This is a genomic window from Novosphingobium sp. AAP1 (genome assembly GCF_001295765.1).
Taxonomy (GTDB): domain Bacteria; phylum Pseudomonadota; class Alphaproteobacteria; order Sphingomonadales; family Sphingomonadaceae; genus Novosphingobium; species Novosphingobium capsulatum.
Window position 1 is genome coordinate 33,389 of the sequence record NZ_LJHO01000011.1, and the last position, 26,331, is coordinate 59,719.

19 protein-coding genes and 1 pseudogene are annotated in these 26,331 nt (G+C 65.8%); 11 read left to right on the top strand and 9 right to left on the bottom strand.

The genetic code is table 11. The annotated features are described in order from the left end of the window. Positions 1-10 precede the first annotated feature (10 nt). Complete coding sequence (locus IP65_RS16635) at positions 11-589, bottom strand: ANTAR domain-containing response regulator (RefSeq protein ID WP_022678162.1); 579 nt, start codon at positions 587-589, stop codon at positions 11-13. 262 nt (positions 590-851) lie between these two features. Between IP65_RS16635 and IP65_RS16640 the strand changes: the two are divergent. Beyond that, a pseudogene (locus IP65_RS16640) lies at positions 852-2,092 on the top strand (IS66 family transposase); the annotation flags it as partial. A 124-nt stretch (positions 2,093-2,216) separates the two neighbouring features. On the opposite strand, the gene IP65_RS16645 reads toward IP65_RS16640, so the two are convergent. Further along, the gene (locus IP65_RS16645; RefSeq protein ID WP_022678161.1) at positions 2,217-5,216 is read right to left on the bottom strand and encodes a TonB-dependent siderophore receptor; all 3,000 of its coding nucleotides are present in this window, start codon (positions 5,214-5,216) and stop codon (positions 2,217-2,219) included. A 317-nt stretch (positions 5,217-5,533) separates the two neighbouring features. Here IP65_RS16645 and IP65_RS16650 point away from each other — a divergent pair, with 317 nt between their 5' ends. After that, the gene (locus IP65_RS16650; RefSeq protein ID WP_082209292.1) at positions 5,534-6,028 is read left to right on the top strand and encodes a gluconokinase; all 495 of its coding nucleotides are present in this window, start codon (positions 5,534-5,536) and stop codon (positions 6,026-6,028) included. Between the two features lie 30 nt (positions 6,029-6,058). Here the strand turns inward: IP65_RS16650 and IP65_RS16655 are convergent, their stop codons facing one another. The 3 genes from IP65_RS16655 to IP65_RS16665 all read right to left on the bottom strand — a co-directional run bounded on the left by IP65_RS16655 (position 6,059) and on the right by IP65_RS16665 (position 11,235). Further along, positions 6,059-9,085, bottom strand: coding sequence for a glycosyl hydrolase family 28-related protein (locus tag IP65_RS16655; protein ID WP_043610951.1), 3,027 nt, complete (start codon positions 9,083-9,085; stop codon positions 6,059-6,061). Between the two features lie 114 nt (positions 9,086-9,199). Then, a complete protein-coding gene (locus IP65_RS16660; RefSeq protein WP_022678158.1) occupies positions 9,200-9,877 on the bottom strand; it encodes a FadR/GntR family transcriptional regulator in 678 nt (225 codons plus the stop codon). Positions 9,878-9,891: 14 nt separating this feature from the next. Beyond that, positions 9,892-11,235 carry a gluconate:H+ symporter gene (locus IP65_RS16665; protein WP_054132372.1) on the bottom strand — a complete coding sequence of 448 codons (1,344 nt, stop codon included), beginning with the start codon at positions 11,233-11,235 and terminating at the stop codon, positions 9,892-9,894. Between the two features lie 334 nt (positions 11,236-11,569). Here IP65_RS16665 and IP65_RS16670 point away from each other — a divergent pair, with 334 nt between their 5' ends. After that, complete coding sequence (locus IP65_RS16670; RefSeq protein ID WP_210427002.1) at positions 11,570-11,779, top strand: helix-turn-helix transcriptional regulator; 210 nt, start codon at positions 11,570-11,572, stop codon at positions 11,777-11,779. A gap of 189 nt (positions 11,780-11,968) precedes the next feature. Here IP65_RS16670 and IP65_RS16675 read toward each other — a convergent pair whose 3' ends face one another. Beyond that, positions 11,969-13,663 carry an acyl-CoA dehydrogenase family protein gene (locus IP65_RS16675; protein WP_022674735.1) on the bottom strand — a complete coding sequence of 565 codons (1,695 nt, stop codon included), beginning with the start codon at positions 13,661-13,663 and terminating at the stop codon, positions 11,969-11,971. Positions 13,664-13,763: 100 nt separating this feature from the next. On the opposite strand from IP65_RS16675, the gene IP65_RS16680 reads away from it, so the two are divergent. Next, positions 13,764-14,384: a TetR/AcrR family transcriptional regulator gene (locus tag IP65_RS16680; protein WP_022674736.1), complete on the top strand. Its 621-nt coding sequence runs from the start codon at positions 13,764-13,766 to the stop codon at positions 14,382-14,384. 28 nt (positions 14,385-14,412) lie between these two features. Here IP65_RS16680 and IP65_RS16685 read toward each other — a convergent pair whose 3' ends face one another. Beyond that, the gene (locus tag IP65_RS16685; protein ID WP_022674737.1) at positions 14,413-14,982 is read right to left on the bottom strand and encodes a bacterioferritin; all 570 of its coding nucleotides are present in this window, start codon (positions 14,980-14,982) and stop codon (positions 14,413-14,415) included. 189 nt (positions 14,983-15,171) lie between these two features. Here IP65_RS16685 and IP65_RS16690 point away from each other — a divergent pair, with 189 nt between their 5' ends. The 4 genes from IP65_RS16690 (at position 15,172) to IP65_RS16700 (ending at position 17,805) form a co-directional block, all read left to right on the top strand. Further along, complete coding sequence (locus tag IP65_RS16690; protein ID WP_028657435.1) at positions 15,172-16,089, top strand: heme o synthase; 918 nt, start codon at positions 15,172-15,174, stop codon at positions 16,087-16,089. Between the two features lie 16 nt (positions 16,090-16,105). Next, positions 16,106-16,279, top strand: coding sequence for a hypothetical protein (locus IP65_RS21750; protein ID WP_166643350.1), 174 nt, complete (start codon positions 16,106-16,108; stop codon positions 16,277-16,279). Between the two features lie 39 nt (positions 16,280-16,318). Then, complete coding sequence (locus IP65_RS16695; RefSeq protein ID WP_022674740.1) at positions 16,319-16,873, top strand: cytochrome c oxidase assembly protein; 555 nt, start codon at positions 16,319-16,321, stop codon at positions 16,871-16,873. 107 nt (positions 16,874-16,980) lie between these two features. Further along, positions 16,981-17,805: a cytochrome c oxidase subunit 3 gene (locus IP65_RS16700; RefSeq protein ID WP_022674741.1), complete on the top strand. Its 825-nt coding sequence runs from the start codon at positions 16,981-16,983 to the stop codon at positions 17,803-17,805. 107 nt (positions 17,806-17,912) lie between these two features. Here the strand turns inward: IP65_RS16700 and IP65_RS16705 are convergent, their stop codons facing one another. Continuing rightward, positions 17,913-20,600 carry a M1 family metallopeptidase gene (locus IP65_RS16705; protein ID WP_022674742.1) on the bottom strand — a complete coding sequence of 896 codons (2,688 nt, stop codon included), beginning with the start codon at positions 20,598-20,600 and terminating at the stop codon, positions 17,913-17,915. A gap of 202 nt (positions 20,601-20,802) precedes the next feature. Between IP65_RS16705 and IP65_RS16710 the strand changes: the two genes are divergently transcribed. After that, positions 20,803-21,384, top strand: coding sequence for a hypothetical protein (locus IP65_RS16710; RefSeq protein WP_022674743.1), 582 nt, complete (start codon positions 20,803-20,805; stop codon positions 21,382-21,384). A gap of 238 nt (positions 21,385-21,622) precedes the next feature. Here IP65_RS16710 and IP65_RS16715 read toward each other — a convergent pair whose 3' ends face one another. Next, complete coding sequence (locus tag IP65_RS16715; protein WP_022674744.1) at positions 21,623-23,197, bottom strand: helicase HerA-like domain-containing protein; 1,575 nt, start codon at positions 23,195-23,197, stop codon at positions 21,623-21,625. A 106-nt stretch (positions 23,198-23,303) separates the two neighbouring features. On the opposite strand from IP65_RS16715, the gene pabB reads away from it, so the two are divergent. Together pabB and IP65_RS16725 are read left to right on the top strand one after the other, a co-directional pair. Next, positions 23,304-25,145: an aminodeoxychorismate synthase component I gene (gene pabB / locus IP65_RS16720; protein ID WP_054132373.1), complete on the top strand. Its 1,842-nt coding sequence runs from the start codon at positions 23,304-23,306 to the stop codon at positions 25,143-25,145. Positions 25,146-25,151: 6 nt separating this feature from the next. Then, a complete protein-coding gene (locus IP65_RS16725) occupies positions 25,152-26,327 on the top strand; it encodes a pyridoxal phosphate-dependent aminotransferase (protein ID WP_022675179.1) in 1,176 nt (391 codons plus the stop codon). Positions 26,328-26,331: the final 4 nt, after the last annotated feature.

Below are 26,331 nucleotides of genomic sequence, written 5' to 3' on the forward strand. Positions count from 1 at the left end.
TGGCTTTCCATCATGTGCCTCCCATCAGCTTGTGCGCGGTGACCACCGCTTCGGCGATCTCCGCGATCCGCCGGCCCTGGTTCATCGCGGTCTTGCGCAGTTCGGCATAAGCCTGCGGTTCGGTCAGGCCGCGGCTGTCCATCAGAATGCGCTTGGCCGTGTCGATCGCCGCGCGCTCGGCCAACTGGCCCTTGGCTTCGGCAAGGTCCGCCTGCAACCGCGAAAAAGCGTTGAAGCGGCGGACCGCCAGGTCAAGAATCGGACGGATGCGATGCGGGGCAAGGCCGTCGACTACGTAGGACGAAACGCCTGCGTCGATCGAGGCGGCGATCGCCTCGTCGTCGCTTTCGTCCACGAACATTGCGATGGGGCGGGCCAGCGCGCGGCTCACCGCAAAGTATTCCTCGAGCACGTCGCGCGAGGGATTGCCCAAGTCCATCAGCACAATGTCGGGATCGATATGCGCAATGCGGGCCACCAGGCCACGCCGTTCGGTAACAACGAACAGCTCGCAATCGTCGAGCGCGGCAAGGCCCTCGCCGATGACGGCGGCGCGAGAGGCGCTTTCATCGACGATGGCGATCCGCATGGCCCCTATTGCACTGCATCACGAGTGGTTGGCAATCTCTCACACAACGCGTTTGTGGATCCAGGCAGTGACTTGGCGACTGAGGCCCAGAAGGTGACCAAAAAAGGCCCTCAGCAAATATGAGGAAGTCGCGAGGCGAGGCACGTGAGGATCTAGCTGAGCTATTTTAAGCGGTTGCCCCACAAAATGCTTTGCAATGTTGCAATGGCATTTGTGGGCGCCCCTTCGGATGCAAGCAGTAAATCGGGGTATGTTGGCACGTAATCGGATGCTGTTACCCGCACATCTCGAGCGGATCGAACAGGTTGTCGATGTTGAAGCGACGGCTTGTCCTTGCTGTGGTGGCGCGCTCCACCAAATTGGCGAGGACGTGGCTGAGCGTCTCGATGTCGTGCCGACCAGCTTCCGCGTGCTAGTCACGCGCCGCCCGCGTTATGGTTGCCGCTCCTGCGAAGGCGCAGTCGTGCAAGCACCGGCACCAGCGCGGATCGTGGAGGGCGGCATTCCCACCGAAGCGCTGATCGCGCATGTGCGGTCACCAAGTACGCCGATCATGCCCCGCTTTACCGACAGGCCCAGATCTACGCGCGGCAAGGCGTCCAACTCGATCGCTCGACCTTGGCTGACTGGGTTGGCCGGGCGGCACGGTATCTGCGACCCTTCCGAGATCGCATTATCGAAGAGCTGCGACGATCCCAACGTCTGTTTGCGGATGAGACCACCGCCCCCGTACTCGATCCCGGACGCGGGTGGACGAAGACAGGGCAGCTCTGGGCCTATGCCCGCGACGATCGGCCATGGGGCGGCGATGATCCACCACTGGTGGCCTACGTCTACGCGCCCGGTCGCAAGAGTGAGAGCGCCCAAGCGCACCTGGGGAACTATTGCGGTATCCTGCAGGCCGATGGCTACAGCGGTTATCCCGCGCTGGCCAAGCGTGGCCAGCAGCTCAGCCTGGCGTTCTGCTGGTCGCACGTTCGGCGCAAATTCTACGAACTGGCAGGGAACTCCCCGGTCGCGGCAGAGGTGCTGCGCCGCATCGCCATGCTCTATGCCATCGAAGACCAGGTCCGGGGCACCTGGGCAGAACATCGCCGCGCTATGCGCGCCGAAGAGGCCCGCGTCATTGTCGATGACCTGCACCTCTATCTCGAGGCAAGGCTCCTCCAGGTCAGCGCCAAGAGCAAGCTCGCCGACGCTATCCGCTACGCCTTGACCCGCTGGACCGGGCTGTCGCTGTTCCTCGACGATAGCCGCGTCGAGCTGGATTCCAACTCCGTCGAGCGATCAATCCGGCCCTTGGCCCTGAATCGCAAGGACGCGCTCTTCGCCGGTTCGGATGAGGGCGGCGACAATTGGGCGGTGATTGCTACGCTTATCGAGAACTGCAAAATCTCGGGCGTGAACCCACACACTTGGTTGGCTCAGACCCTCGCCAAGCTCGCCAGCAGTCATCCAGCCAACGCCGTCGGCGAACTCATGCCCTGGATCGCCGTGGCCTGAGAACGTCGCTTACCGCTCTCGACGACGCGGCTATCGCGTTCCTGATTGCCTAGGTCTGTAGGAGCACCGGACAAAAAGAACCGCCGGTCCCTGGGAGCGGGACCGGCGGCGAGGGAGGGTCTGGTCAGAAACTGGCGCGCACGCCGATACGATACATCCGGCCGATGACGTCGTAGAGCAGCGGGTTCACGTCGATCCCGGTGTTGGTCTGTGGCGACGCGGCTGGATCGTGGTTGAACAGATTGTCCACCTTGGCATAGGCCGTGATCGCCTTGGTCACGTTGTACGTGGCGCCCACGTCGAAATAAAACGCGCCGGGCATGCGATTGTTGTCGATCGTGGGGTGCAGCGTGGCCTGCTGTGCGGTCTGCACCGGACAGTTGGTCTGGCATTCGATATATTCGTTGCTGATCTTGCCCGCGCTGAACCAGCGCTGGGTGAAGGTCAGGCTGAAGTTGTCGGTATCCCAGCTTTCAGTGGCGAGCACTTTCCACTTCGGCGTGGCCCCGGCGTTGACCCCGGCGCCTTGCGTGGGGATCGTGTTGGGCAGGCCGATATCGGTGATATAGTTGCGCACGTTGGTGGCTAGTGCGCGCAGGGTCAGGTTGCCAGGCACCTTGAGGCTGTCGAGCCGGAACTGGTAGCTTGCCTCGATATCGAAGCCGTCGGTGAAGATCGAGGCGAGGTTGAACGCCTGCACGTTGACATAGGGCGTGGCGGCATTGAGATCGAAGGCGCTGCACAGTTGCGTCACCCCGCCATAGCAGTAGTTCACTTCCTGCTGCGCGCTGAGTGAGGACACCACGCCTTTCACCTTGATGCGATAGTAATCGACCGAGAGGTTGAGGCCTGGCGCCCAGCCTGGGCGCGACAGCACGACCCCGGCCTCGGTATTGCGCGCGATTTCCGGCTTGAGTGCGGTGTTGCCGATCGTGTTCTGCTGCACGGTGACAGGCTGGTTGTTGTTGAACGGATTGGTCAGCCCCGGCACGGTAACCGTGATCGGCGCGGCATAGAGCTCGCTCAGGTTGGGCGCGCGCACATCGCGCGAGGTCACCGCGCGCAGGCGGATGCCGTCCACCGGCGTTTGCCAGGTGCCGCCGATCTTCCACGTGTAGACCGTGCCCGAGGTGCTGTAGTGCGTGGCGCGACCCGCCAGGTTGAGATTGGCCTTGCCGGCGCTGGGCGTGTCGACCAGCGGCAGGTTCGCTTCGAGGAAGCCTTCATAGACCGAATACTTGCCGCTGCCGTCGTGATAGTTGCCCGCGTACCAGTTGTTGCCAGCGGTGTTGAGCAGCGGATCGGCTGGGTAATCGGCGGTGTTGGGATTGCTGGCGGTGACCCCGTTGCCATAGGGATCGCCTTTCACGCGGTAGTATTCGTGGCGCCATTCGCCGCCGAATGCCAGCGAAACCGGGCCGGCCCAGGTGGAAAACGGCTGGTTGTTGAACGCGATGCTGGCCACGTCCTGGGTCTGGCGGGTGTGCTGGTGCGGGCCATGGGCAGGGGTGATATAGGCAAGCGTCGCCGCGCTGGGGGTGGCGCCGCCAATGATGTTGAGCGGTACGCAGCCACTGGCGCGTGCGGCCGGATCGGCGCAGGCGATGGTGCCGTCGTTCAGGCGCACCGCCTGGATCGCGGCGTTGTATCGGGCGTTGAGCGTGATGTTGCTCACCGTGATGTCGGTGATGTTCTCGCCATGCTCGACATAGGCGTCATAGTGCAAGTCGCTGCCCAGGAACGGGATCTTGCCCTTGGCTCCGGCGACGAAGCGATATTGCTCGCGCACCGGATTGACGTTGATGAACTTCGGCAGCACCGCGTTGCTGACGCCATACTTGAAGCTGGTGATGCCGTTGGCCGCGCACAGATCCTGGATCGAGGTGGGCACGAACGGGTTGGAGCATTGCAGGGTGAGCGAATTGGCCTTGGCCGCGCCCGGATTGGGTGTGTTGTTGGAGGTGACGCGCGCCACATTGACCGTGGCATAGACCTCGTTGTCATTATCAATATCGAAGCCGATGCGGCCATAGCCGTTGGTGCGGGTGATTTCCGATTGCAGGCTGGTGCCGTTGCCGACGTTGCCGGAAAGATCGCCGCCCACGCAGAAGCCGTTGTTGCAACCGGTCACGGTGCCGGCGGCGTTCTTGTCGGGCACGCCATTGGAGCCATAGACGAAATTGAACGGCTTGCCGCTCTGGTTGAAGGCGATGCCCTGGAGCGGGCCGGCCGTGATCAGGCCATACTTGGTGTATTGATAGGCCTGGGCATGCTTGCTGTTGCGGTATTGCGGCCTGCCATCGGTGTGCAGGCCGGTGTTGATCAAGGTTTCGGTCTCGTACCAGTCGCGCCCATTGGGGCCGGGGCCTTCGCCGAAACCATAGGCGGGAACGCCGTTTTCATGGCTGTATTCGCCGCTGACCACCACATGCAGGCGGCCATCCATGAAGGATTTCCCGGCTGCGGCCTGGAACGTGTAGTTGTAATCATCACCATAGGTGGTGATGCCGTTCTGCGCGTTGGCCTTGAAACCTTCGAAGTGCGTGTTGGTGACGAAGTTCACCACGCCGCCTACTGCGTCCGATCCATAGGATGCCGATGCGCCGCCAGTGACCACGTCCACCCGATCGACCAGCAATTGCGGGAACAGGCTGATATCAGGCACGCCGGTGACATTGGCGCCGACCACGCGCTGGCCGTCGAGCAGGGTAAGCGTGCGGATCGGCCCAAGGCCGCGCAGGCTGAACGAGCTGAGCCCCTGGGTGCCGCTGGACGTGCTGTTGGTGCCATAGGTGGCGCCGGTGCTGCCCTGAAGCGAAGGCAACTGGGCGATGGTGGTGAAGATGTTGGGCTGCGCGCTCTTGGCGATCACCGCCGCGCTGAGCACTTGCGTGGGGGTGGGCGCGCTGAAGCCGCTGGAGGTGATGCGCGAACCGGTGACGACGATTTCCCCGGTGCTGGGGGCGGGCGCCGCTGCTGGGGCAGGGGTTTCGGGCAAGGCGGCCGGTGCGGCCTCTTGCGCAAGCACTGGGCAGGCCCAGGCCAGCGCCACGAGTGCGGTGCCCTTGGCCAGGGCGGTGCGCAGCGGCCTGCTGCTCGACGTGGCGGTTGGCGTGGTGGTCATCGAAATCTCCCCCATGGCTGGTCCCTCGGCCGGTGGCGCTGCCCCGGCCTGGCTTGGTATCGCTAACAATCTTGCGCGTGGTCCTGGCGTTGGCAGCCCGGTTTCCGTGGTGAGGGCATAGGACCGCGGGGCGCCTGGCGCAGCCGCGACCATGGTCCTAATTGGGCGGGCGCCGGCGACGCGGCTAAGGACGCTGTTGACATGGCTGTCAGGCAACCCGCGCGGCGCACGCCATGCGGGGACGGCAAAGCAGGAAGGACAGAAGCGTGTCGGGCAAGATTGCAGGCCACAGCGTGGCGCCGCTGGCCATCGTGGTGATGGGCGTGAGCGGCAGCGGCAAATCGACACTGGGCGCGGCGCTGGCGGCGCGGCTGGACTGCCCATTCCTGGAAGGCGATGGATTCCATTCGGCGGCGAACGTCGCCAAAATGCGCGAGGGCATCGCCCTGACCGATGCAGACCGCTGGCCCTGGCTCGATCACCTGGGCGCGGCGATGGGCCAGGCGGTGCGGCAAGGCGGCGTCGTGGTCGCGGCCTGTTCCGCGCTGAAGCGTGCCTATCGCGAGCGGCTGGCTACCGCGACAGCCGAGCCGATCGCCTTTGCCCTGCTCGATGCGCCCTTGGCCGAACTGGCCCGGCGCATGGGCAACCGGCCAGGGCACTACATGCCACCGAGCCTGCTCGATAGCCAGTTGGACACGCTGGAGCGACCGGGCGCGGATGAGCCGGCGCTTACTCTCGATTCCACGCAGGGCCAGGATCGGCTGGCCGATGCGATCCTGGCCTGGATCGCCCAGCGCCTCGCAGCTTAGCGTTCCAGCGCGCTTGCAGGTTCCGTTCCCTCAGGGCCGTGCGGCAAAGAGGGCGTGGTGGGTGAGGATGTAGAGCGTGCGCCCGTCCTTGCCGCCAAACAGCAATTGCAGGGGACGTTCGGGCACGTCGATCCGGTCGATCGGGCGGCCTGCTGCGTCGTAGACGAAGACTTGGCCATTGGCGATGTAGACGCGTCCGTCTGGCCCTGATGCCACACTTTCCCCGCCGCGATCGGCAAAGGGTTGCAGGTCTGTCACTGCGCCGCCGGCGCCCAGGCGGGCGGAATAGGTCCGGTCTTCTGACTCGTTGCTCAGGAACACCCGCGCGTCGGGTCTGGCGGTGACTAGGCCATAGGCATCGAGCGAATCGGAAAAGCGCCAGCCGAGATGGTCGGCCGGGCCTTGCTGGAACACGCGATAGGCGGGGATGGCAAGGCTGCCATCGGGCGAGACATATTCCTGCGCCTTGGGCAGCGCCACATCGCGGGCGAACATCTCTGCCAGGGTGGTGAAGCGGTAGGTTGCCGGATCGAGCTGGCTGCGAAACTCACCGTTGACCCAGAGGTTGCCGGGCAGGACGGTGAGCCGGTCGGGGGCCGGTGTCGTGGCGGCGGCGGTGGGCGGGATCACCGTCAGCGCCTGCGCCGACGTGCCGGGTTTGAACGCATAGACCGTGCCGTTGCGGCCGAGCGCGGAGAGCACGATCAGATTGCCCGCCCGGTCCATGGTCAGATTGACCGGATCGAGCGGGGAGTCGCGTTCGGTGGTCAGCCCTTCGGTCTCGCTCCAGCCGTGAATGCGCTGCTGGAAATGATCGATGAAATAGAGCTTGCCCTGCGCGTCGACCACGCCGCCGCTGGCGGAGAAAAATCCGTCGGCGAGCTTGGTCACGGGCACCCTGGTCGCTGCCGGCGCAACCGGATTGGCGGGCACGTCGAGCACGGCAAATTCGCGTTCGCGCACTTCCAGGCCATGCGTCACGTCGAGCAGCGCGTTTTCGAACGGAAACTTGCTGGCGCGCAGGAACGTGGCGCAGCCGTTTTCGTCGCAGGTGGCAAAGCCGCTTTCGGCGTTCACGTGCACGTTGCGCAGGCGGATGTCGGCCGAACGCTCGATCCGCACGGCGGCACGGGCCGGCTGGCGCGAGCGGGTGACGCGATAGGCGTGGAGATTGGCGATCAGGATATTGCGGGATTCGCGGATGTCGAACGAGACGGCATCGGGGCTTTCGCCGGCTTCCTCCTCGGTCTGTGGCGCGAGGAATTCCCAGTTGGCGACGCGGGTGAGGCCGAATTCAGTGCGGACATGGTGCTCGGCTGAAATCTGGTAGACATGGCCGGGCGTCTGCGTGTCGGACACGACCATGCCGGCTTGGGCATAGGTATTGGGCGTCCAGATATTGGCAAAGGTGCCGCCGCCGCCCGCGTTCACCCACAGGCTGGGATATTGGCCACCCCAGCGCCGGCGCGGATCTTTGTCGGCGGTATGGGTGTCGTTGTAGGGATCGAAACGGGTGCCATCGGCCGCCAGCGTGCCGTGGCCGCCCTGGAATTTCACGTCTTCGACCAGCGAGCCGGCGCCCGATTGCCACGACAGCGCGGTGGCGCGCGGGTTGATGCCGCCGGTGAACAGGCCCAGCCCGGTGACAATGGCCTCTCCCCCGGCAGGAGCCAGGACCAGCGCGCGCGGCGCGCCGACGCCCTGGAACGCGGGCGTGCCATCGGGCAGCACGATCTGGGTGAGATCGGGGTGGAGCCCGATCAGCACGCTGTCGGGCCGTAGCGTCAGCGTATCGGTGACGACATAGCGGCCGATCGGGAAATAGAGCACGCGGTGCGTGGCGATCGCGCGTTGCAGGGCGGCGGTATCGTCGGTCCGGCCATCGCCGTTGGCGCCCAGTGCGCGCACGTTGGCCCATTGCGCCGGGCTGGGCAGCGCGCGGATCGCCGGGGCACGCGGCCGGGGCAGGGCGGCGAGCGCGGCCTGGTCCATGCGCGTTTCAACCGCGCCGGGCACACCCAGGCCGGGCATGGTGATGCCGTGGGTGAAGCTCTTTACCCGATAAACCGGCGCGGCGCCGGCCACGGTCTTGCCGCTTTCGCGAAAGCGGGCGAAGACCGGGGTGCGGCTGGCCACGGCGTTGTCGAAGCCGATCTGCGTATAGGCGTTGTTGGCGTTGGCGATGACCACGCCAGCCTGGCTGACGTTTTCAAAGCGCACGTCCTTGCCCCACAGCCAGTCGCCATAGCCTTCGTCTATGGCGATCCCCACCGGCACGTTGCGCAGCGCGACGTTGACCAGGGTGAGCCCGGCCTCGTGCTCGCGAATGGCGGCCTCGCGCTGGCCGTCGAATGTGGCGTCGAGCAGCGTGAACGGCCAGGCGGGGGAGGTCTTTTCGCTGAGGATGCCATAGCGGCCGCCGTGGAAATGCACGTCCTGCGCCATGTTGCCCACCTGATAGGCGCCGGCGAGGCCTGAACCGACCTGAAAGTCCATATGCCGCAGATAGGCGTGCTGCGCGGCGTGGAAACGCACGCCCACTGCCGCCGGATTGCCCGCGCCGATGGCAATGTCGATATTGGCCATGGCCGAATAGAACGCATCGGAATTGGCGTCGGCGATCGCGGGATTAAACGGCACCGCGTCGGGCGGGGGGAACGGCACTTTGCCCTCGCCGGCAGTGGGGCTGCCCTTGGGACCGCGCCCGGTGAAGATCACCATGGTGGCCACACCCTGCTGGAAGCCCGGTGTGGCATCGCCGAGCATCAGCACCGGCCGGGTCTTGCCCGTGCCGATCAGGCGCAGGCCTGGCCAGAGGAACAGCGAGCGGGTGATGCGATAGCGCCCGCTGGGCAGGAACACCACGCCTTCGCCGCGCGCCCCGGCCTGGTCCAGCGCCTGCTGGATCGCGGCGCTGTCGTCGGCCTTGCCATCGCCCACCGCGCGCACGGTGATCGCCTGGGTGTCGCCGGGCACCTGGTCGAACACCGATGGCGTCTTGGCCTGTGCCAGGGTTGGGGCGAGCGCGATGGCCGCCAGAATGCTTGATCCGATCATCCAGGCCTGCCGTGGCACCACGTTTCCTCTCCTCACCCGATCCGGCCGGGATAGCGGCTGGCGCGCGCCGGGGCAGGCGCGACCATAGTCTTAACTGTGTGGAATTTCAGGCGCTCAGGGCATCAGCCGCTTGCGCCCCTGCCACAGGTGCCAGCGCATCGCGAGCGCAGCGGCATCGCCATCCTGGGCGCGGATCGCGTCGACGACCAGTTCGTGTTCCTCAATCATGGCGTTGATCGCGGCGGGGGGGCGGGAGCGCGAGATATCGACCCCGGCGCGCAGGATGCGGTCGATCTCGTCATGCATGTGATCGAAGCTGGAGACGAAGATCGGGTTGGCGGTCGCTTCGAAAATGGCGCGGTGCAGGTCCATGTCTTCCACATGGGCCGGGCCACTCGCTTGCAGGGCGGCGCGCAGCGCGTCCATCGCGCGCTCGATCACCAGCATCTGTTCGGCCGAGCGGCGCTGCGCGGCCAGGCGTGCCGCTTCTGCCTCGAGCACCAGGCGCACTTCATAGCTGCCCATGGTGGCGGCAAGGTTCTGCATCGGCAGATGGCTGCCCAGCCGTTCGGACGGACGCCGCTTGACGAACGAGCCGGCGCCGCGCCGCGCTTCGGTAAATCCGTCGGAGGCGAGGCGGACCAGCGCCTCGCGCACCACGGTGCGCGACATGCCGAACATTTCCGCCAGGCGCGTTTCGGAGGGCAGGCGGTCGCCGATCTGGAGATCGTCGGTGTTGATCAGTTCGACGATCCCGGCATAGGCGCGATCGGCCAGGCGTTCCTCGTGCATGGTCCTCCCCTTCTTCAGACGAGCCATCCGGCGGCCAGCACCAGCACCAGGCCTACCACCGAAATCAGCGTTTCCAGCACCGACCAGGTGCGGAACGTGTCGGGCGTGCTGGTGCCGAGATAGCTGCGCACCAGCCAGAACCCCGGATCGTTGACGTGGGAGAAGAACACCGAGCCAGCGCCGATGGCAAGCACGGTCAATTCCGGCGAGGCGCCGGTGGCGGCGACCACGCCGGGCATGATGCCGGCGGCAGTGATCGTGGCGACCGTGGCCGATCCGGTGGCCAGGCGGATGCACACCGCCACTGCCCAGGCCATCGGCAGCGCGGGAATGCCGCCGTGGGCGGCGAGGTGGGCCAGGAAATCGGCCAGGCCGGCCGAGACCAGTACCTGCTTGAGCGCGCCGCCCGCGCCGATCGCCAGGATGATCGCTCCGGCCGGGGCCATCGCTTCCTTCCAGATCGGGCTCTGGATCGCCGGGGCGCTGAAGTCGCGGCCGAACAACAGCGGCAGCGCAACGAGATTGGCGAGCACCAGCGCGAGCACCGGATTGCTCGCTAGGCCGAGCCAGGCAAGATGCGGGGCCAGGGCTGGCGGCGCCACAGCGGCGATCTGCCCGGCGGCGATCAGCACCACTGGCAGCAGCACGCACAGGAGGGCGCGACCCACGCCGGGCGCGGTGACGATTGGCGCGGCCGGCGTCATCACCGGGGCATCGGGCCGAACCCGGCGCGCGATCCACAGCGCGAACAGCGGGCCAGCCACGATCGCCGTGGGCACGCCGATCAGCAGGCCATAGAGCATCGTGCGCGGCAGGCTGGCGTGCAGTGCGTCCACGGCCAGCAGCGGGCCGGGATGGGGCGGCACCAGGGCATGCAGGGTGGAGAGGCCTGCCAAGGCCGGGAGGAGCAGGCGCAGGCGTGTGGTGCCCGCATCAGTCGGCCCGGTCATCGCCGCGGCTGCCGCCGCCGCGATCGGTAGCAGCAGCACCACGCCGGTTTCGAAGAACAGCGGTAGGCCGATCAGCAGCGCGACCGCCATGCTCAGCCAAGGGGCCGCTGCCGGCCGGCCATGGTGCAGCGCCATGCGGGCCAGCACGCCCGCCCCGTCCGACAGTTGTAGCATGGCACCGAGCGAGAGGCCCAGCGCCACGACGAGGCCGGTGCCGCCCAGCACGTCGCCGGCGCCTTTCTGCACCGCCTTGGCGGTTTCGGCGACGGGCATGCCGACCGCGATGCCCACGGCAAAGGCGCCGCAGAGCAGGGCGAGAAAGGGATGGAACCGCCCGCGCACGATCAGGGCGATGGCGAGGCCAATGCCGAGCAGTGCGGCCAGGACCAGGCGCAGATCGTCGCTCATCGCGCTGCCGCCGTCCGGGTGGTGGTGATTCGCCCCGACCTGCCTTGCCCAGATCCGTGATGGCCCATCCTGCTCTCCTCTCGCGCCATGGCGCTGCCTGCCTGCGCTTGTTCTGCGAAAAGTTGTATAACAGGTGCGCGCCGATTTCAGCAATAAATCGTGTATTGACGGGATAACTCCGGCATAATATCAGAAAGCTGTCTAACTGATATTGGATTTCGCCATGCCGATCCGAGCATGGACGCACGGTAGATGCCGCAACGGTAGGCGATAGGGAGAGACAACGGTGACCGACTTTGCCCCTGCCAGTGTTCCGAACCAGCCGGCGCAGCGCCTGTCAGAGGCACCCGCCGTCCGCCTGACCCCTACCCAGTTCAAAGTGATGCAGGGCGTGCGCTCGGGCCAGCTCAACAAACAGATCGCCTATGACCTGGGCATCGCGGAAAAGACCGTGAAGGCCCATATGACCGCGCTGATGCGCAAGCTCAACGTGCGCAACCGCACCCAGGTGGCGATCGCCGCCCAGTCGATCCTCGCCCAGTAGGTTTTCGCCCAACACGTTTTCCGCAGCAGGTTTCGGGGCGTGCGGCAGCAAGGGAGCGGGAAAAGGCGAAATCGCCGGCAGCGCATCTGATGTATGTCGATGCCGCTCAGGCAAATCCTGCCCTCAACCATCGCTCAACATCACGACACAACAGCCCCAGCCGAACAACGGCGTGGGGCTTTTTCACGTTCAGCCCAGATAGCCGCGATCGACTTCACCGAACGCCGCCACCAAGGCTTGCCCGTGAGATGTGAGCGCCGCTTCGGCCAATGCCTGCGCCCGCGCCAGCAGCAGCCAATGGCGGCCCAGCGCGGCGAGGTGATCGTGCACCCGGCTGCCCGACAGTGCCGCCAGCCGGGCGGCGATCCATCCTGTCGTGGCCAGGGATGCCAGTTGCAGGAACGGATAAGCGACGACCGTTGCCGTCGGCTTGTCGAGGCCCGATGCGGCCTGCTCGAGCATGTCGAGCAGCGCCCCCAGGGTGGCATTGCCGAGCCGGTCCGCATCACCGCGCGCCTTTGCCAGGAAGGCGCGATAGGCGCGGCCTTCATCGCCGAGCACGCGGCGCAGGGCGAGGTCGAGCGCCTGCATGCCGCTGGTGCCTTCGTAGATCGCCAGAACGCGGGCATCGCGCAGATAGCGCTCGGCTGGCCATTCGCGGGTATAGCCGGCGCCGCCGAGAACCTGGATGGCGTCGTTGGCGCACAGGCTCGCTGCCTCGGCCGCGAAATTCTTGGTGATCGGCAGCAGCCAGGCCAGCACCAGTCCCGCTTCGGTGCGGGCCGCCTCGTCCTCTTCCCGCGCCTGGAGGTCTGACAGCGCCGCGGCGGTCAGCACCAATCCGCGGGTGACTTCGGCGCGCGCGGCAAGGCCCAGCAGCATGCGCTGCACATCGCCGTGCCGGTCGATCGTGACAGGCGGGGCATCGGCCCTGCCGCCCTGGCGCCGCTCTGCGGCATAGCGCCAGGCGAGGCTGGCCGCTGCGCCGGCAAGGCCCGCACCCTGGCTGCCCACCGAGAGGCGCATGCCGATGATCATCGTGAAAAGCTGCGCCAGACCGCGCCCTGGCGTGCCGATCAGGTGGCCCGTCGCCGCCTCGAACCCCAGGGCGCAGGTGGGCGAGCCGTGCAGGCCAAGCTTTTCCTCGATGCGCCGCACGACCACGGCATTGCGTTGGCCCGCGATATCGGATGGCACCAGAAACAGGCTGAGGCCTGCCGGACCATGCGCCCCCTCTGGCGTGCGCGCCAGCACCATGTGGGCGATGCGCGGGGTAAGGTCGTGATCGCCAAAGCTGATCCAGATCTTTTCACCCGTAATCCGCCAGGTGCCATCGGCATGGGGCACTGCGGCAGTGCGCAGTCGCGGCACGTCCGACCCGGCATCGGGCTCGGAAATGCAGATCGTCGCGGCCCAACTGCCATCGATCAGGCGCGGCGCCCATTCGGCGCACAGCGCCGGGTCGGCATAGCGTTCGATCACCTTTGTCGCGCAGCGCATCGGCGTGGGCAGCATGCCGAAGGCGGGTGAGGCGCGGTTGAGCAGTTCCTCGCACGCACTGTGCACAAGCATCGGCAGACCCGCGCCGCCCCACTGTGGCGCGCCTTCTATCGTGGTCCAGCCACCGGCAACAAAGGCCTGCCAGGCGTCATGATGGCCTGGTGCCAAGCGCACGCGGCCCTGTTCCAGGCGGCAGCCAACCTGATCGGCCTGGGCGTTGAACGGCTCGATCACGCCTTCGGCAAGGTCACCGGCCGCGCCGATGATGTCGAGCAGCATCGCTTCGTCCAACCCGGCATCGGGAAATAGCGCCTGCACCCGCACGAATTCGGGCAGGGCCAGGATTTGGGCGACGATCGTGCCGGCGGCATCGGCGTAGGACATCTTGGGTTCCTCTCTCTATACGCTACCGTATGGTTTGAGGACGGACCTGGGTCAAGGCCGGTTCTGGACGGGGCATGGCAAGGCGCCTAAGCCGCATGGCATGACGCCGTCCCCGTCCGATCCCATCCAAGAAGCGCCGGCCTATCCAGCGAACGGCAAGCGCCTGGGCCGCGCCGACTGGATCGCGGCGGCGATCCGGGTGATGGCCGACAGCAGCGTCGAGCAGGTGCGCGTGGAAAAGCTGGCGATCGACCTCAAGGCTTCGAAGGGCAGCTTTTACTGGCATTTCAAGGATCGCAATGCCTTGCTCGACGCCGTTCTGGAGGAATGGCAGGCACGATCGACGCTGATGGTGCAAGAGCGGCTGATGCGTGACGAGCCCGACGTCGCGCTGCGGATCAAGCGATTGATGGAATTGCCGTTTCATTCCGGTGCGGCGGCGCTGGCGGCCGATCTGGAACTGGCAATCATGGGCTGGGCGCGCCGATCGGAAGCGGCACGGGCCGCAGTTAGCGCGGTGGATGCGGCGCGTACGGCCTACTTGGCGGAACAGTTCGTGGAACTGGGGTGCGCGTCCGACAATGCGGCCTGGCGCGCGCACCAGGCCTACGCCCTCTTGCGCTATGTCGCGCAGCGCACCGATCTTGCGCTTGCCGATCGGCAGCAGATGATTGCCAAACTGCATGCCCGGCTGACGCAGGACTGCGCCGCCGGGCATTGATCGACACATTCAGGACAAGGCGGCTGGGTTATTCGCCCTGCCAGCCTTCGAGCAGATCGCGGAATTCGTCGGCGTGGTTTTCTTCCTGCGCCAGAATACCTTCCAGCATGATCCGCGTGGTGGGATCGCGATCGCCGACATAGGCGATCAGTTCGCGATAGGCTTCCACCGCGATGCGTTCGGCGATGAGGTCTTCCTTGACCATGTCCTTGAGCGTCTTGCCCACCTGGTATTCGGCATGGCTGCGCTGGGTCAGCGTGGCAGGATCGAGATCGGGTTCGCCACCCAGCTGGACGATGCGTTCGGCCAGCTTGTCGGCATGGGCGCGCTCTTCGTTGGCGTGCTCGAGAAAATGCGCCTTGATCGGTTCCGAAACCAGGCCATCGGCAGTGTAATAGTGCCGCATATAGCGCAGCACGCAGACCCATTCGGTGGCCAGCGACTTGTTCAGCTGGGCGATGATCACCTCGCGGTCCTTGGGGAAGGACTGGGTGACCGGGCCCTGGTCGATATGCTTGCGGGCCTGGGCACGCAGGGTGGCGGTGTCGGTAAAGCTGGCGTCAGACTTGGCCGGCTTGGCGGCGGTGGCAGTGGCCATGGAACATGCTCCTGCAAAAGGGATGGCATGGATCGAGGTGGCCATGCCGTGACACCGGGCAAATGATCGGGCCGCCCTCCGGTTCCATTGCCCGACAGGGCGGGTGTGATCGCCGGGGATGATCGCGCGTGCCGCTCGCTGTCCTTGAACACTTTCCCTCATGGCCGGGGCTGCTATAGCCGCGTCACGATGGACCTAGTGACGACTCCCTTGCGCATGCCCGCCGATTGGCGTGATTTCTTTGCGCTGACCAAGCCGCGCGTGATGACGCTGGTGATCTTTACCGGGCTGTGCGGCCTGCTCGCCGCGCCGGGAGAGATTCATCCGGTGCTGGGGTTTGCGGCGATTCTGTGCATTGCCGTGGGTGCCGGGGGCGCTGCCGCGCTCAACCAGTGGTGGGAGGCGGACCTCGACGCGGGCATGAAGCGCACCGCGCGGCGGCCCGTGCCGGCCGGGCGGATGGACCGCGAATCGGCACGCGATTTCGGCTTTGCGCTGTCGGGCGGATCGGTGGTGGTCATGGGCTTGGCGATCGGTTGGCTGGCGGCCGCGATCCTGGCGATCTCGATCTTCTATTATGCCTGGGTCTATACCGTGTGGCTCAAGCCGCGCACCCCGCAGAACATCGTGATCGGCGGTGGGGCCGGTGCCTTTCCGCCGTTGATCGGGTGGGTGGCCGTTACCGGGCACATCACCTGGATGCCGGTGGTGCTGTTCCTGATCATCTTCCTGTGGACGCCGCCGCACTTCTGGGCACTCGCCCTGTTCGTGCAGACCGATTACGCCAAGGTCGGCATTCCGATGCTGCCGGTGGTGGCGGGTGAAAAGGCGACGCGCCGGCAGATCCTGTTCTATACCCTGGTGCTCGTGCCCGTGAGCCTGGTGCCATGGGCGCTGGGTGGCGCCGGGCTGGTCTATGGCGTGGCGGCGGCGCTGCTCGGCCTGGGTTTCCTGGTGCTGGCCATGCGGGTGGGCCTGCGCGACAGCGTGGCCAATGACAAGATGAAGCCGGAAAAGCGGCTGTTCGGCTATTCGGTGCTCTATCTGTTTGCATTGTTCGCCGCGCTGGTGCTGGATCGGTTTGCCGGGCTCCAGGGGTGGGCCTGAGCGGAGAGGAAACAACGTGGGCGACAAGCCGGAAAATATTGACCTGAAAGCCTTTCGTGCGCGACAGAAAGCACGCAACCGCGCTTTGGGACTGGTGCTGGGGGCTTTGGTGGTGCTGTTCTTTGCCATCACCGTCGTGAAACTGGGTGTGCAGGCCGCACACCGCAACGAAAGCGCACAGCACGCCTGACCCGGACAATGCCGGGCGGGCGGATAAGGGAGAGATAGCGTGGCAGCGGCAATCGACAAAACCACCCGGGCCAACCGCAAGGTGGCGATCATCGCCGGCGCGGCGGCCTTGGGCATGCTGGGCATGGGCTATGCCGCCGTGCCGCTCTATCGCATGTTCTGCCAGGCCACGGGCTTTGCCGGCACGACCCAGCGGGCCACTGCGGCCCAGGCGGCCAAGGTCAAGCCCACGCTGCGCCCGATCACGATACGTTTCGATGCCAATGTCGCGCCCGGCCTGCCGTGGACGTTCAAGCCCGAGCAGGTGACCCAGGATGGGCGAATCGGCGAACGCAAGATCGCTTTCTTCACCGCCCGTAACAATTCCGACCAGCCCATCGTGGGCCGCGCGGTGTTCAACGTGACACCCGAGCAGACCGGCTCCTACTTTCACAAAATCCAGTGCTTTTGCTTCAATTATCAAAAGCTTATGCCGGGTCAGGAAGTGCGCATGCCGGTGGTCTACTATGTGGATCCGGCTATGTTGGATGACGCCAACACGCGCGATATCCCGGAAATCACGCTGAGCTATACGTTCAACAAGGCCGCAAATTGACTGGACCGGGCCAGATGTGCCCGATAGACATTGCAGCCACCACAAAAATGGCTCCCGTCGCTGTGCGCACGAGGATGCTGGTTAAGCCTTGGGGGAAGTAGACGATCATGGCCGGCGCCAAGAACCACGATTATCACATCCTGCCGCCCGATATCTGGCCGTTCATGGGCGCTATGTCAGCCCTGGTGATGACCAGCGGCGGCGTTTTCTACATGCACAAGATGGCTGGCGGCACGCAGATCATGCTGCTGGGCCTGCTGGGCGTCTTGCTCACCATGTTTTCGTGGTGGGGCAAGGTAATCAAGGAAGCCCACGCCGGCGATCATACCCCGGTGGTGCAGTTGCACCAGCGCTATGGCATGATCCTGTTCATCGCTTCGGAAGTGATGTTCTTCGTCGGCTGGTTCTGGGCGTTCTTCGATTTCTCGCTGTTCCCCAGCAAGCTCAACACCGACGTGATCGGCGGCGTGTGGCCGCCCAAGGCGATCGAGGCGGTCATCAACGCGTTCGACCTGCCGCTGCTCAACACGCTGATCCTGCTGTGCTCGGGCACCACGCTGACCTGGGCCCATCACGCGCTGATCCATGGCGATCGCAAGGGCCTCAAGCTGGGCCTGACGGCCACGATCCTGCTCGGCCTGCTGTTCACCTCGATCCAGGCCTATGAATACGTCCATGCCCCGTTCGCCTTTGGCAAGAACACCTATGGTTCTGCCTTCTTCATGGCGACGGGTTTCCACGGCTTCCACGTGATCATCGGCACGATCTTCCTGATCGTGTGCTGGATCCGCGCCGAGCGGGGCGAGTTCACGCCGCGCCAGCATTTCGGCCTGGAGGCGGCGGCCTGGTACTGGCACTTCGTCGACGTGGTCTGGCTGTTCCTGTTCGTGGCCATCTACGTCTGGGGCAACTGGGGCGCGGTGGTCGAATAACCGCCCACGCCTGCCTATAGCCCACAAAAAGGGGCGCCTTCCGGGTCTGGAAGGCGCCCCTTTTTTGTGGGTGCCACCCCGGGATAGCCCAGGGTGGCGGCTCGGCGTTACTTCACTGCGGCCAGTTCGGCCGAGAGCGCGGCCGAGCGCTGCTCCTTGAGCACGGCGCAATCCTGCACCCGCTCGATCGCTCGGTCGAGTTCGAGCGCGCCGGAGTTGTTGGCAAAGTGCGGGCGCCAGGCGGCAATGGTCTTGGCCTTGTCCACCGAGCAGAATCCGCTCACCGCCTGGGGCAGGCTGCGCGCCAGGAAGATGCCGCCGCCGCTGGAGAGCAGAGTGTCGACGTGGGCATTGGCCCAGGCAAACGCATAGTCAGCTGTCTTGGGCGAGGCGATGGCCAGCGAAATGCCGGTCAGCTTTTCCGAAAGGCGCAGGCGCTTGTCGGAAAACTCTTCGATCAGCCACTTGGCCACGGCCGGATCGTTGCTGCGGCCCACGGCGCGCAGGGCGGCCGGGCGCAGCAGAGGATCTTCCGTCGACAGTGCCTTTTCCATCAGCACCTTGGCGCCTTCCAGGCCGCGCGGCTTGAGCCAGGCCTTAAACGCGCTGTTGTAGAAGGCGGGATCGAGCGCCCTGGCATCGCCGGCCAGCAGGCTGTCGACCGCCTTGGCCAGCTTGGCATTGAGCGCGGCATCCTCGGCCACTCCCGACATTTCCGCCACCAGGGCAACGCGGCGCTGCTGCTGATCGGGATCGTCACCCGCATGCGCGCCGGCGCGCGGATCGAAGCCCAGCTTGGCGAGCTGCGGACCACGCACTTCGGCCACCAGGCGGCGCAGGCCGTCGTGGGCAGCCGGGGACAACATGCCGCGATCGTCGAATGCTTCAAGCTGGCCGGTCGCACCATCGCTGGCGTAGCTGTCGGGATTGGCGGCAAAGCTGCGCGCGGCCGCCACCAGTTGCGCTGGCGTGGCACGCCCCGCCAGGAAGCTGGCTTCCAGGCTGTCGATCGCGGCCAGGGCTTCGCCGCCGGGCAGGGCGGAACCCTGCGCGATTAGGCTGTCCCACTGCGCCGCGGGCAGCTCGAAACGGTAATAGCCGGTGCCGCCCGCGTTGGGCATCAGCGCGCCGTTGCCGGCGATGGCAACCGTGCCGCTCTTGTCCACCAACAGCTGGCAGACGCGGGCATCGCCCTGGCGCAGGCACAGTGGCACGCCCCAGGTCTGGGCCAGGGCTTGCGCCGGGGCCTGGGTGCCGAGCCTGACATAGCGGCTTTGCGTCACGTTCCATTTGCCTTGCCCGGCTGGGGCAAACGTCACCAGCGGCACGCCCTGTTGGTCGGTAAAGCTTTGCATGGCCGGCAGAATGCGCGGATCACCGGCGGCATCGGCCATGGCGCCAAAGAAATCGGCGGTGCTGGCGTTGCCGTACTTGTGCTTGGCCATGTAGCCGCGGACGCCGTCGCGGAACTTGGTATCGCCCATGAACGCGGCGATCATCGATACCACGTGGCCACCCTTGCCATAGGTGATGGTGTCAAAGGCTGCGTCGATCTGGCTGTTGCGCTCGATCTTCTGGTGGATGGGCCGGCCGACGATCAGCGCGTCGGTGTTCATCGCGGCAAAGCCTTCTTCCAGCGCGCCGGCGCCGATGTTGAGATCGGGGCGCCATTCGTTGCCGATGCGGAAGCCCATCCAGTTGGCAAAGCTTTCGTTGAGCCAGATATCGTCCCACCAGGCCGGGCTGACCATATCGCCAAACCACTGATGCGCCAGCTCGTGCGCCACGACCATGCCGAAGTTGCGCTTTTGCGCGGTCGAGGCCTTGTCATCGAGCACGAGGAGCGAATCCTCGTAAAGATCGGCCCCGGCATTTTCCATGGCGCCCGGCATGATCGGCGCGGTGATCTGGTCCAGCTTGGGGAAGGGGAAGGCCTGGCCGAAATAGTTCTCCAGGTGGCTGACGATGCCCTTGGTGCCATCGAGGGCAAAGGCCAGCTTGTCGGCATTGGGCTTGGTCGAAATCACGCGCAGCGGCAGCGGGGTGACGCGCTGCGGCGTGGCCGGCACGGCGCCATCCACGCTCACGAACGGACCGGCCATCACCGCCACGAGGTAGCTGGGCAGCGGCAGGGTCGGGGCAAAGCGGTGCACGGTCTGGGTGCCGTGCGTTTCGGTCGCCACTTCGGGCGCGTTGCTTACCGCGCGCTGGCCCGCCGGCGTGGTGATGGTGACGGTATAGGGCGTCTTGAAGCCGGGCTGGTCGAACGAAGGGAACGCGCCGCGCGCATCGATCGATTCGAACTGGCTCCAGCTGTACCACTGGTTGTCCACGTGCACGCGGAACAGCCCGGTGGGGCCATCGTTGAAGCCGGCTTCATAATCGAACGCCAGCGTCGCGGCGCCCTTGGGCAGCGGCTGGGCAAAGGTGACCAGCGCCACGCCGGTGGGATCGGCCTGCTGGAACGTGCCGGCAATCGTCTTGCCACCCACCTTGGCGACAACCTGCTTCACCTTGAGATCGAGCCCGTGCATCCACACATAGCGGCCGCCCTGGTTCACGGTCACGTCGATCTCGGTATGGCCGGTAAAGCGCGGCTGGGCCGGATCGAGCGTGAAATCGAGGCGATAGGCGCGGGGCACCACGGCATTGCCGAGCTTGCCCACGGGCATCACGCCAGCGGCGGCGGGAATGGCCACGGCCTTGGCATCGGCGGAAGCAGCGGGGGCGGCAAGTGCCGGGGCGGCGGCAAGGGTGCCGGCCAGCATCGTGGCGGCAAGAAGCAGAGCGCGCATGGGATCCTTTCACGCGAAAAGAGGCTGGGCGCCTGCTTGCGCCCGGCTCGTTGCACGTGCAACCGGTTTCGACGAACCGCCGGGAATGATCTGCCAACGGCTTGGTGGTGTCTGAGTCAATGGCACGCTTTCCATTGCGTTGGCTGAAAGCCATTCCATCTACACCGCGAGATTTCCATCGACAGGCCGGTTCAAATCCGGAATGTCGGCAGACATGACGCAGTGGCGGCCCCAGTTCCAAGCAGCACTTGAAAAGCTGGCAGAAATCAGTTCGGCCATGGATGAGCTTGGACTAAATCCGCCAATCCTTGTGGGCGGCGGTGCGGTGGAGCTTTATACTCAAGGTGCCATCAACACTGGTGATTTCGATCTCGTCACCTCCCAGCAATCCGCGCTTGAAAGTGTTATGGTCGAACATGGGTTTGTGCGGCCCCGAGGCGCCGGTCGGTTGACGCGGGGGTGGATCCATCCTTCTCTCAAACTGGGATTTGAAGTGGTGGGAAGCCGTTTGCTCGACGGACATGCCGACACCAGCCTGCTGCAGTTAATCGAAGTGGGAGCCCACGGGACTGTTGCGGTAATTTCCATTGAAGACCTGATCGCCGATCGCATGGGCCAATATGCTTCCGGCGCTGCGCACGATATGATTGGTCAGGCTCAGGCGCTGTTCACCCTTTCTGAAGGGCTCGACACGGATTATATGGAGCGCCGAATTCGCGAAGAGACGATCGACACATATGGCGTTCAAGACCTTAAAGCCGACGCGCGGGACGATCAGTCTTGACGCACTGGGCGAACGTATAGCCGCACGGCGGAGTGTTGTCGGTGATGTCGCTGTGCCGCGCAACGCTGGCAACCGGCGCACGCCGTCAAAGCAAGCCTTGCTCGATGCTATTGCCGAGACAGGCGCAGATTGGTGATTGCGTGCGGTGAACGTCTATTGGGATGACGTTTACTGACAGGCAAGTGCAGCGGCTGGCATGTTGGCTCAGACCCGTGGCGATCCAGCCGCTGCTGGCATCTTACCGCAACAACCCACCCAGAAGCCCGCGCGCGAAGCGGCCCAAGGCTTCGCCGCCCAGGCTCGTCGCGATCGAGCCAACCATTGCAGTAACCCCGCTGGCCACCGGCGCGGCGCGGGATTTCTTGCCGGCGATCTGGGCGGCGACCATCGCACCGGCCGATGAGGCGACAGCGCCCATCGCGGCCTTGCCCGCACGGCCCCACAGTGTGGGGGACTGGCGCGGCTGGGCACGCTGGGCGTCTGCGCCCTGTTCCTGCACGGTTTGTGCCGCGGCGGCGGCGTCTGCTGCTTTTTGTGCCAGCACTTCGGCCGCGCTCTCGCGGTTGACGGCGGTATCGTACTTGCCGCCGAACGGGCTGGCGGACTGGATGGCAGCACGCTCGGCCGGGCTGACCGGCCCCAGGCGCGAGCGCGGCGGGGCGATCAGGGTGCGTGCGACCATGCCCGGCGCGCCATCGGCGTCGAGCATCGAGACCAGCGCTTCACCCACTTTGAGCTCGGTAATCGCCTGGCCCACGTCAAGATCGGGGTTGATGCGAAAGGTTTCAGCCGCGGCGCGGATCGCCTTCTGATCGCGCGGGGTGAACGCGCGCAGCGCATGCTGCACGCGGTTGCCCAACTGGCCCGCCACCTTTTCGGGAATATCGATCGGGTTCTGCGTGACGAAATAGACCCCCACGCCCTTGGAGCGGACGAGGCGGACGACCTGCTCCACCTTGTCCATCAGCGCATCGGGTGCATCGTCGAACAACAGGTGGGCTTCATCGAAGAAGAACACCAGGCACGGCTTTTCCGGGTCGCCCACTTCGGGCAGCGCCTCGAACAGTTCCGACAGTAGCCACAGCAGGAACGTGGCATAGAGCTTGGGGCTCTGCATCAGCTTGTCGGCGGCGAGCACGTTGACCATGCCGCGGCCCTGTTCGTCCACCTGCAGGAAATCGTGGATCTCAAAGGCCGGCTCGCCAAAGAAGCGATCGGCACCCTGGCTTTCCAGGCCGAGCAGCTGGCGCTGGATCGCCCCGACGCTGGCCTTGGTCACGTTGCCATACTTGGTGGCCAGCGCGCCAGCGTTTTCGGCGCAGGCGGCCAGCACGGCCTGCAGGTCGGCCAGGTCCACCAGCAGCAGGCCGTTGTCGTCGGCATAGCGGAAAGCGATGGTCAGCACGCCTTCCTGGGTTTCATTAAGGCCCATCAATCGTGCGAGCAGCAGCGGCCCCATTTCGGAAATCGTGGTGCGGATGGGGTGGCCCTGCTCGCCATACAGATCCCAGAACACCGCCGGATTGTCGGCATAGGCATAGTCGGCAATGCCCAGGTCCTTGGCGCGCTGTTCCAGCGAGGCGGCGTGCTTGAACGTGGGGCTGCCAGGCATGGCGATGCCGGAAAGATCGCCTTTCACGTCGGCCAGGAACACCGGCACCCCGGCGCGGCTGAATTGTTCGGCCATGCCTTGCAAGGTCACAGTTTTGCCGGTGCCGGTGGCCCCGGCGACCAGGCCATGGCGGTTGGCCCGGCCCAGCAACAGCACTTCGCGTTCGCCCTTCGCGCCCAGGCCCAGGAAAATCTCGTCCATCCGCCGCACTCTCTCTCGATTTGTTGCCTTGCTGTGTAGGATGAGCCGCGATTGCCCGCGAGGGCTTTTTGCATCCGCATCGGCTTGTCGCTATGCGCGTGGGGTCATGACACGCGCCCCCTTTCTTTTGCTCGATGATGCCCGCCAAGGCGATCACGGCTCGGCCCGCCTCTATGAAGCGCCGCTGGAGATCGTGGTGGCGCGCCGGCCCGAAGAGGTGGACGCGGCCCTGGCGCGGATCGGCGCAACGCCGGGATGGTGGGCCGGCGCGCTGGCCTATGAAGCCGGGCTGGCACTGGAAGAGCGGCTGCTGCCGCGCGCGGCGGCGCGCAGCGGCAGTGCCGGGCCGCTGGTGTGGTTTGCCCGCTTTGCGCAGATGACGCCGATGGCCAGCGCAGACGTGGCAGCCTGGCTGGCGCGCGAAAGCGCCGGGCAGGGCAGCGGCGGCCGGCTGGGTCCGCTAGGCCCGACGCATTCAACCGGCGGCTATGCCCGCGCCTTTGCCCAGGTGCAGGAAGCGATCCGCAGCGGCGATATCTATCAGGCCAACCTGACGTTCCAGCTGGCCGGTTCCTGGCAGGGTGATCCGCTGGCGATCTATGCCGCGCTGCGTGGTGATGCGCTGGCCGGGCATGGCGCCGTCTTGTGGGATGGATCGCACTGGCATCTCTCGGTCTCGCCCGAGCTGTTTTTCGAATGGCGCGGCGATCGTGTGACCGTGCGCCCGATGAAAGGCACGGCGCCGCGCGGCGCCACTCCGCAGGAAGATGCCGCGCTCAAGGCCGCGCTCGCTGCCAATCCCAAGGATCGCGCTGAAAACCTGATGATCGTTGACCTGATGCGCAACGATCTGTCGCGCGTGGCCGTGCCCGGCACGGTCAAGGTGCGCGATGCCTTTGCCGTGGAAAGCTATCCCACCGTGCACCAGATGGTCACCACAGTGACCGCGCAGATGCAGCCCGGCGTGGCCGTGGCCGATGTGTTGCGCGCCATCTTTCCCTGCGGATCGATCACCGGCGCGCCCAAGATTCGCGCGATGGAGTGGATCGACATAGCCGAACGCGATGCGCGGGGACTCTATTGCGGGTCGATCGGCTTTGTCGATGTGCCCGACACTGCGGCGCCTGATCGCGGTGATGCGCCGGGGGCTGGCAGCGCGGCGTTCAATGTGGCAATCCGCACCGTGCGCCTGGTGCCAGACCATCCCGGCGCGGCCGGCGGGCGGGCGACCATGGGGGTCGGCTCGGCCGTGGTCGCGGATTCCGTCATGATGGGCGAATGGCGCGAATGCGTGGTAAAGGGGAATTTCTTGCGCCTGAACGCCGGCAGTGCCGATCTGATCGAGACCATGGCCTTTGATCCGACGGCGGGGATCCCGCTGCTGGAGCGGCATCTCGAGCGGATGAAGCAAAGTGCGCAGGCATTGGGCTTTGCGTTCGATCGCCATGCCTTGCGCAACGCCATCCATGCGCTGTGTTTCGATCTCGATGCCCCGGCCAAGGTGCGCCTGGTGGTGGCGCGCAGCGGCGCCCATGCGCTGGAGGCAGCGCCGCTGCCGCCTGCCTTTGCTGGGCCGGTTACCTGCGCCGTGCTGCCCCTGCCGGTCAGCACCGGCGACTGGCGCCTGCGCCACAAGACCACCGATCGCGGCTTTTACGAGGCCGGCCTCAAGGCGGCGCGTGGTGTTGGCGCGAAGGAAGCCCTGTTGCGCCGCGACGATGGGCTGATCACCGAAGGCTGCTTTACCTCCGTGTTCGTGGAGCGCGACGGCGTGCTCGTCACCCCGCCGGCCGATCTGGGCCTGCTGCCCGGTGTGCTGCGCGCGCAATTGCTGGAAGAAGGCCGCGCGGTGGAGGGCGAGGTTCGCCTGGAAGACCTGGCGCAGGGCTTTTTCCTGGGCAATGCGTTGCGCGGCCTGATGCCAGCGCGCCTCCTGGGCCAGGGCTGAGCCATCATGGACAGCCACGCCACCAGCGCCGCGCTGGGCCGCATCGCGCCTTCGCGCACCAATGCGATGACCGACCGCGCGATCGAACTGCGCGCCGCCGGGCGTGACATCATCTCGCTGTCGGTGGGGGAACCCGATTTCCCCACGCCGCCCCATGTGATCGCGGCGGCCAAGGCGGCGCTCGATACCGGGCAGACCCGCTATACCGCCGTGCCTGGCACCCTGGCCTTGCGTGAAGCAGCCGCTCTGCATTTCCAACGCGACCTTGGCCTTGCCGTGCCACCAAGCCAGGTGATCGTGACGGCAGGTGGCAAGCAGGCGATCTTCGAGGCGCTGCTTGCCACGCTCAATCCGGGTGATGAGGTGCTGATTCCCTCGCCTTGGTGGGTCAGCTATCCCGAAATCGTGCGCTTTGCCGGGGCCAGCGTGGTCGATCTGCCGACGCAGGCCAGCAGCGGGTTTCGCATCACGCCCGACCAACTCGCCAGCGCGATCACGCCCGCCACACGCTGGCTGCTGCTCAACAGCCCGGGCAATCCCACCGGGGCCACCTATCCGGCGGCGGAACTGCGCGCGCTGGGCGACGTGCTGCGCCGTTTCCCGCGCGTGCTGGTGCTGTCTGACGATATCTATGCCCCGCTGCGCTATGGCGGCGGGGCGCATGCCACGCTGGCAGTGGAATGCCCCGATCTGGCCGACCGCGTGTTGACGGTGTCGGGCGTTTCGAAAAGCCATGCGATGACCGGCTTTCGCATCGGGGTTTCGGCCGGGCCGGAATGGCTGATCAAGGCCATGGCCAAGCTGCAATCGCACAATTCGGGCAATCCCTGTTCGATCGCCCAGGCCGCCGCCACGGCGGCATTGGCCGGCCCGCAAGAATTTCTGGCCGATTGGCGCGAGCGTTTCCGCGCCCGGCGCGACAAGGTCGTCGCCGCGATCAACGCCATCCCCGGCCTGTCGACGCCAGTGCCCGATGGCGCGTTCTACTGCATGATCGATGCCGCGCCCTTGATGGAGCGCTTTGGTGATGACGAGGCGCTGGCCCTGCATCTGCTGGAACATGGCGTGGCGGTGGTGGCGGCCTCGGCGTTTGGCGGTGCGCAGGGCTTCCGCATCTCGTTTGCCGCCGATGATGCCGTGCTGGATGAAGCGCTGCGGCGCATTGCGGCGGCGCTGGCCTGAGGAT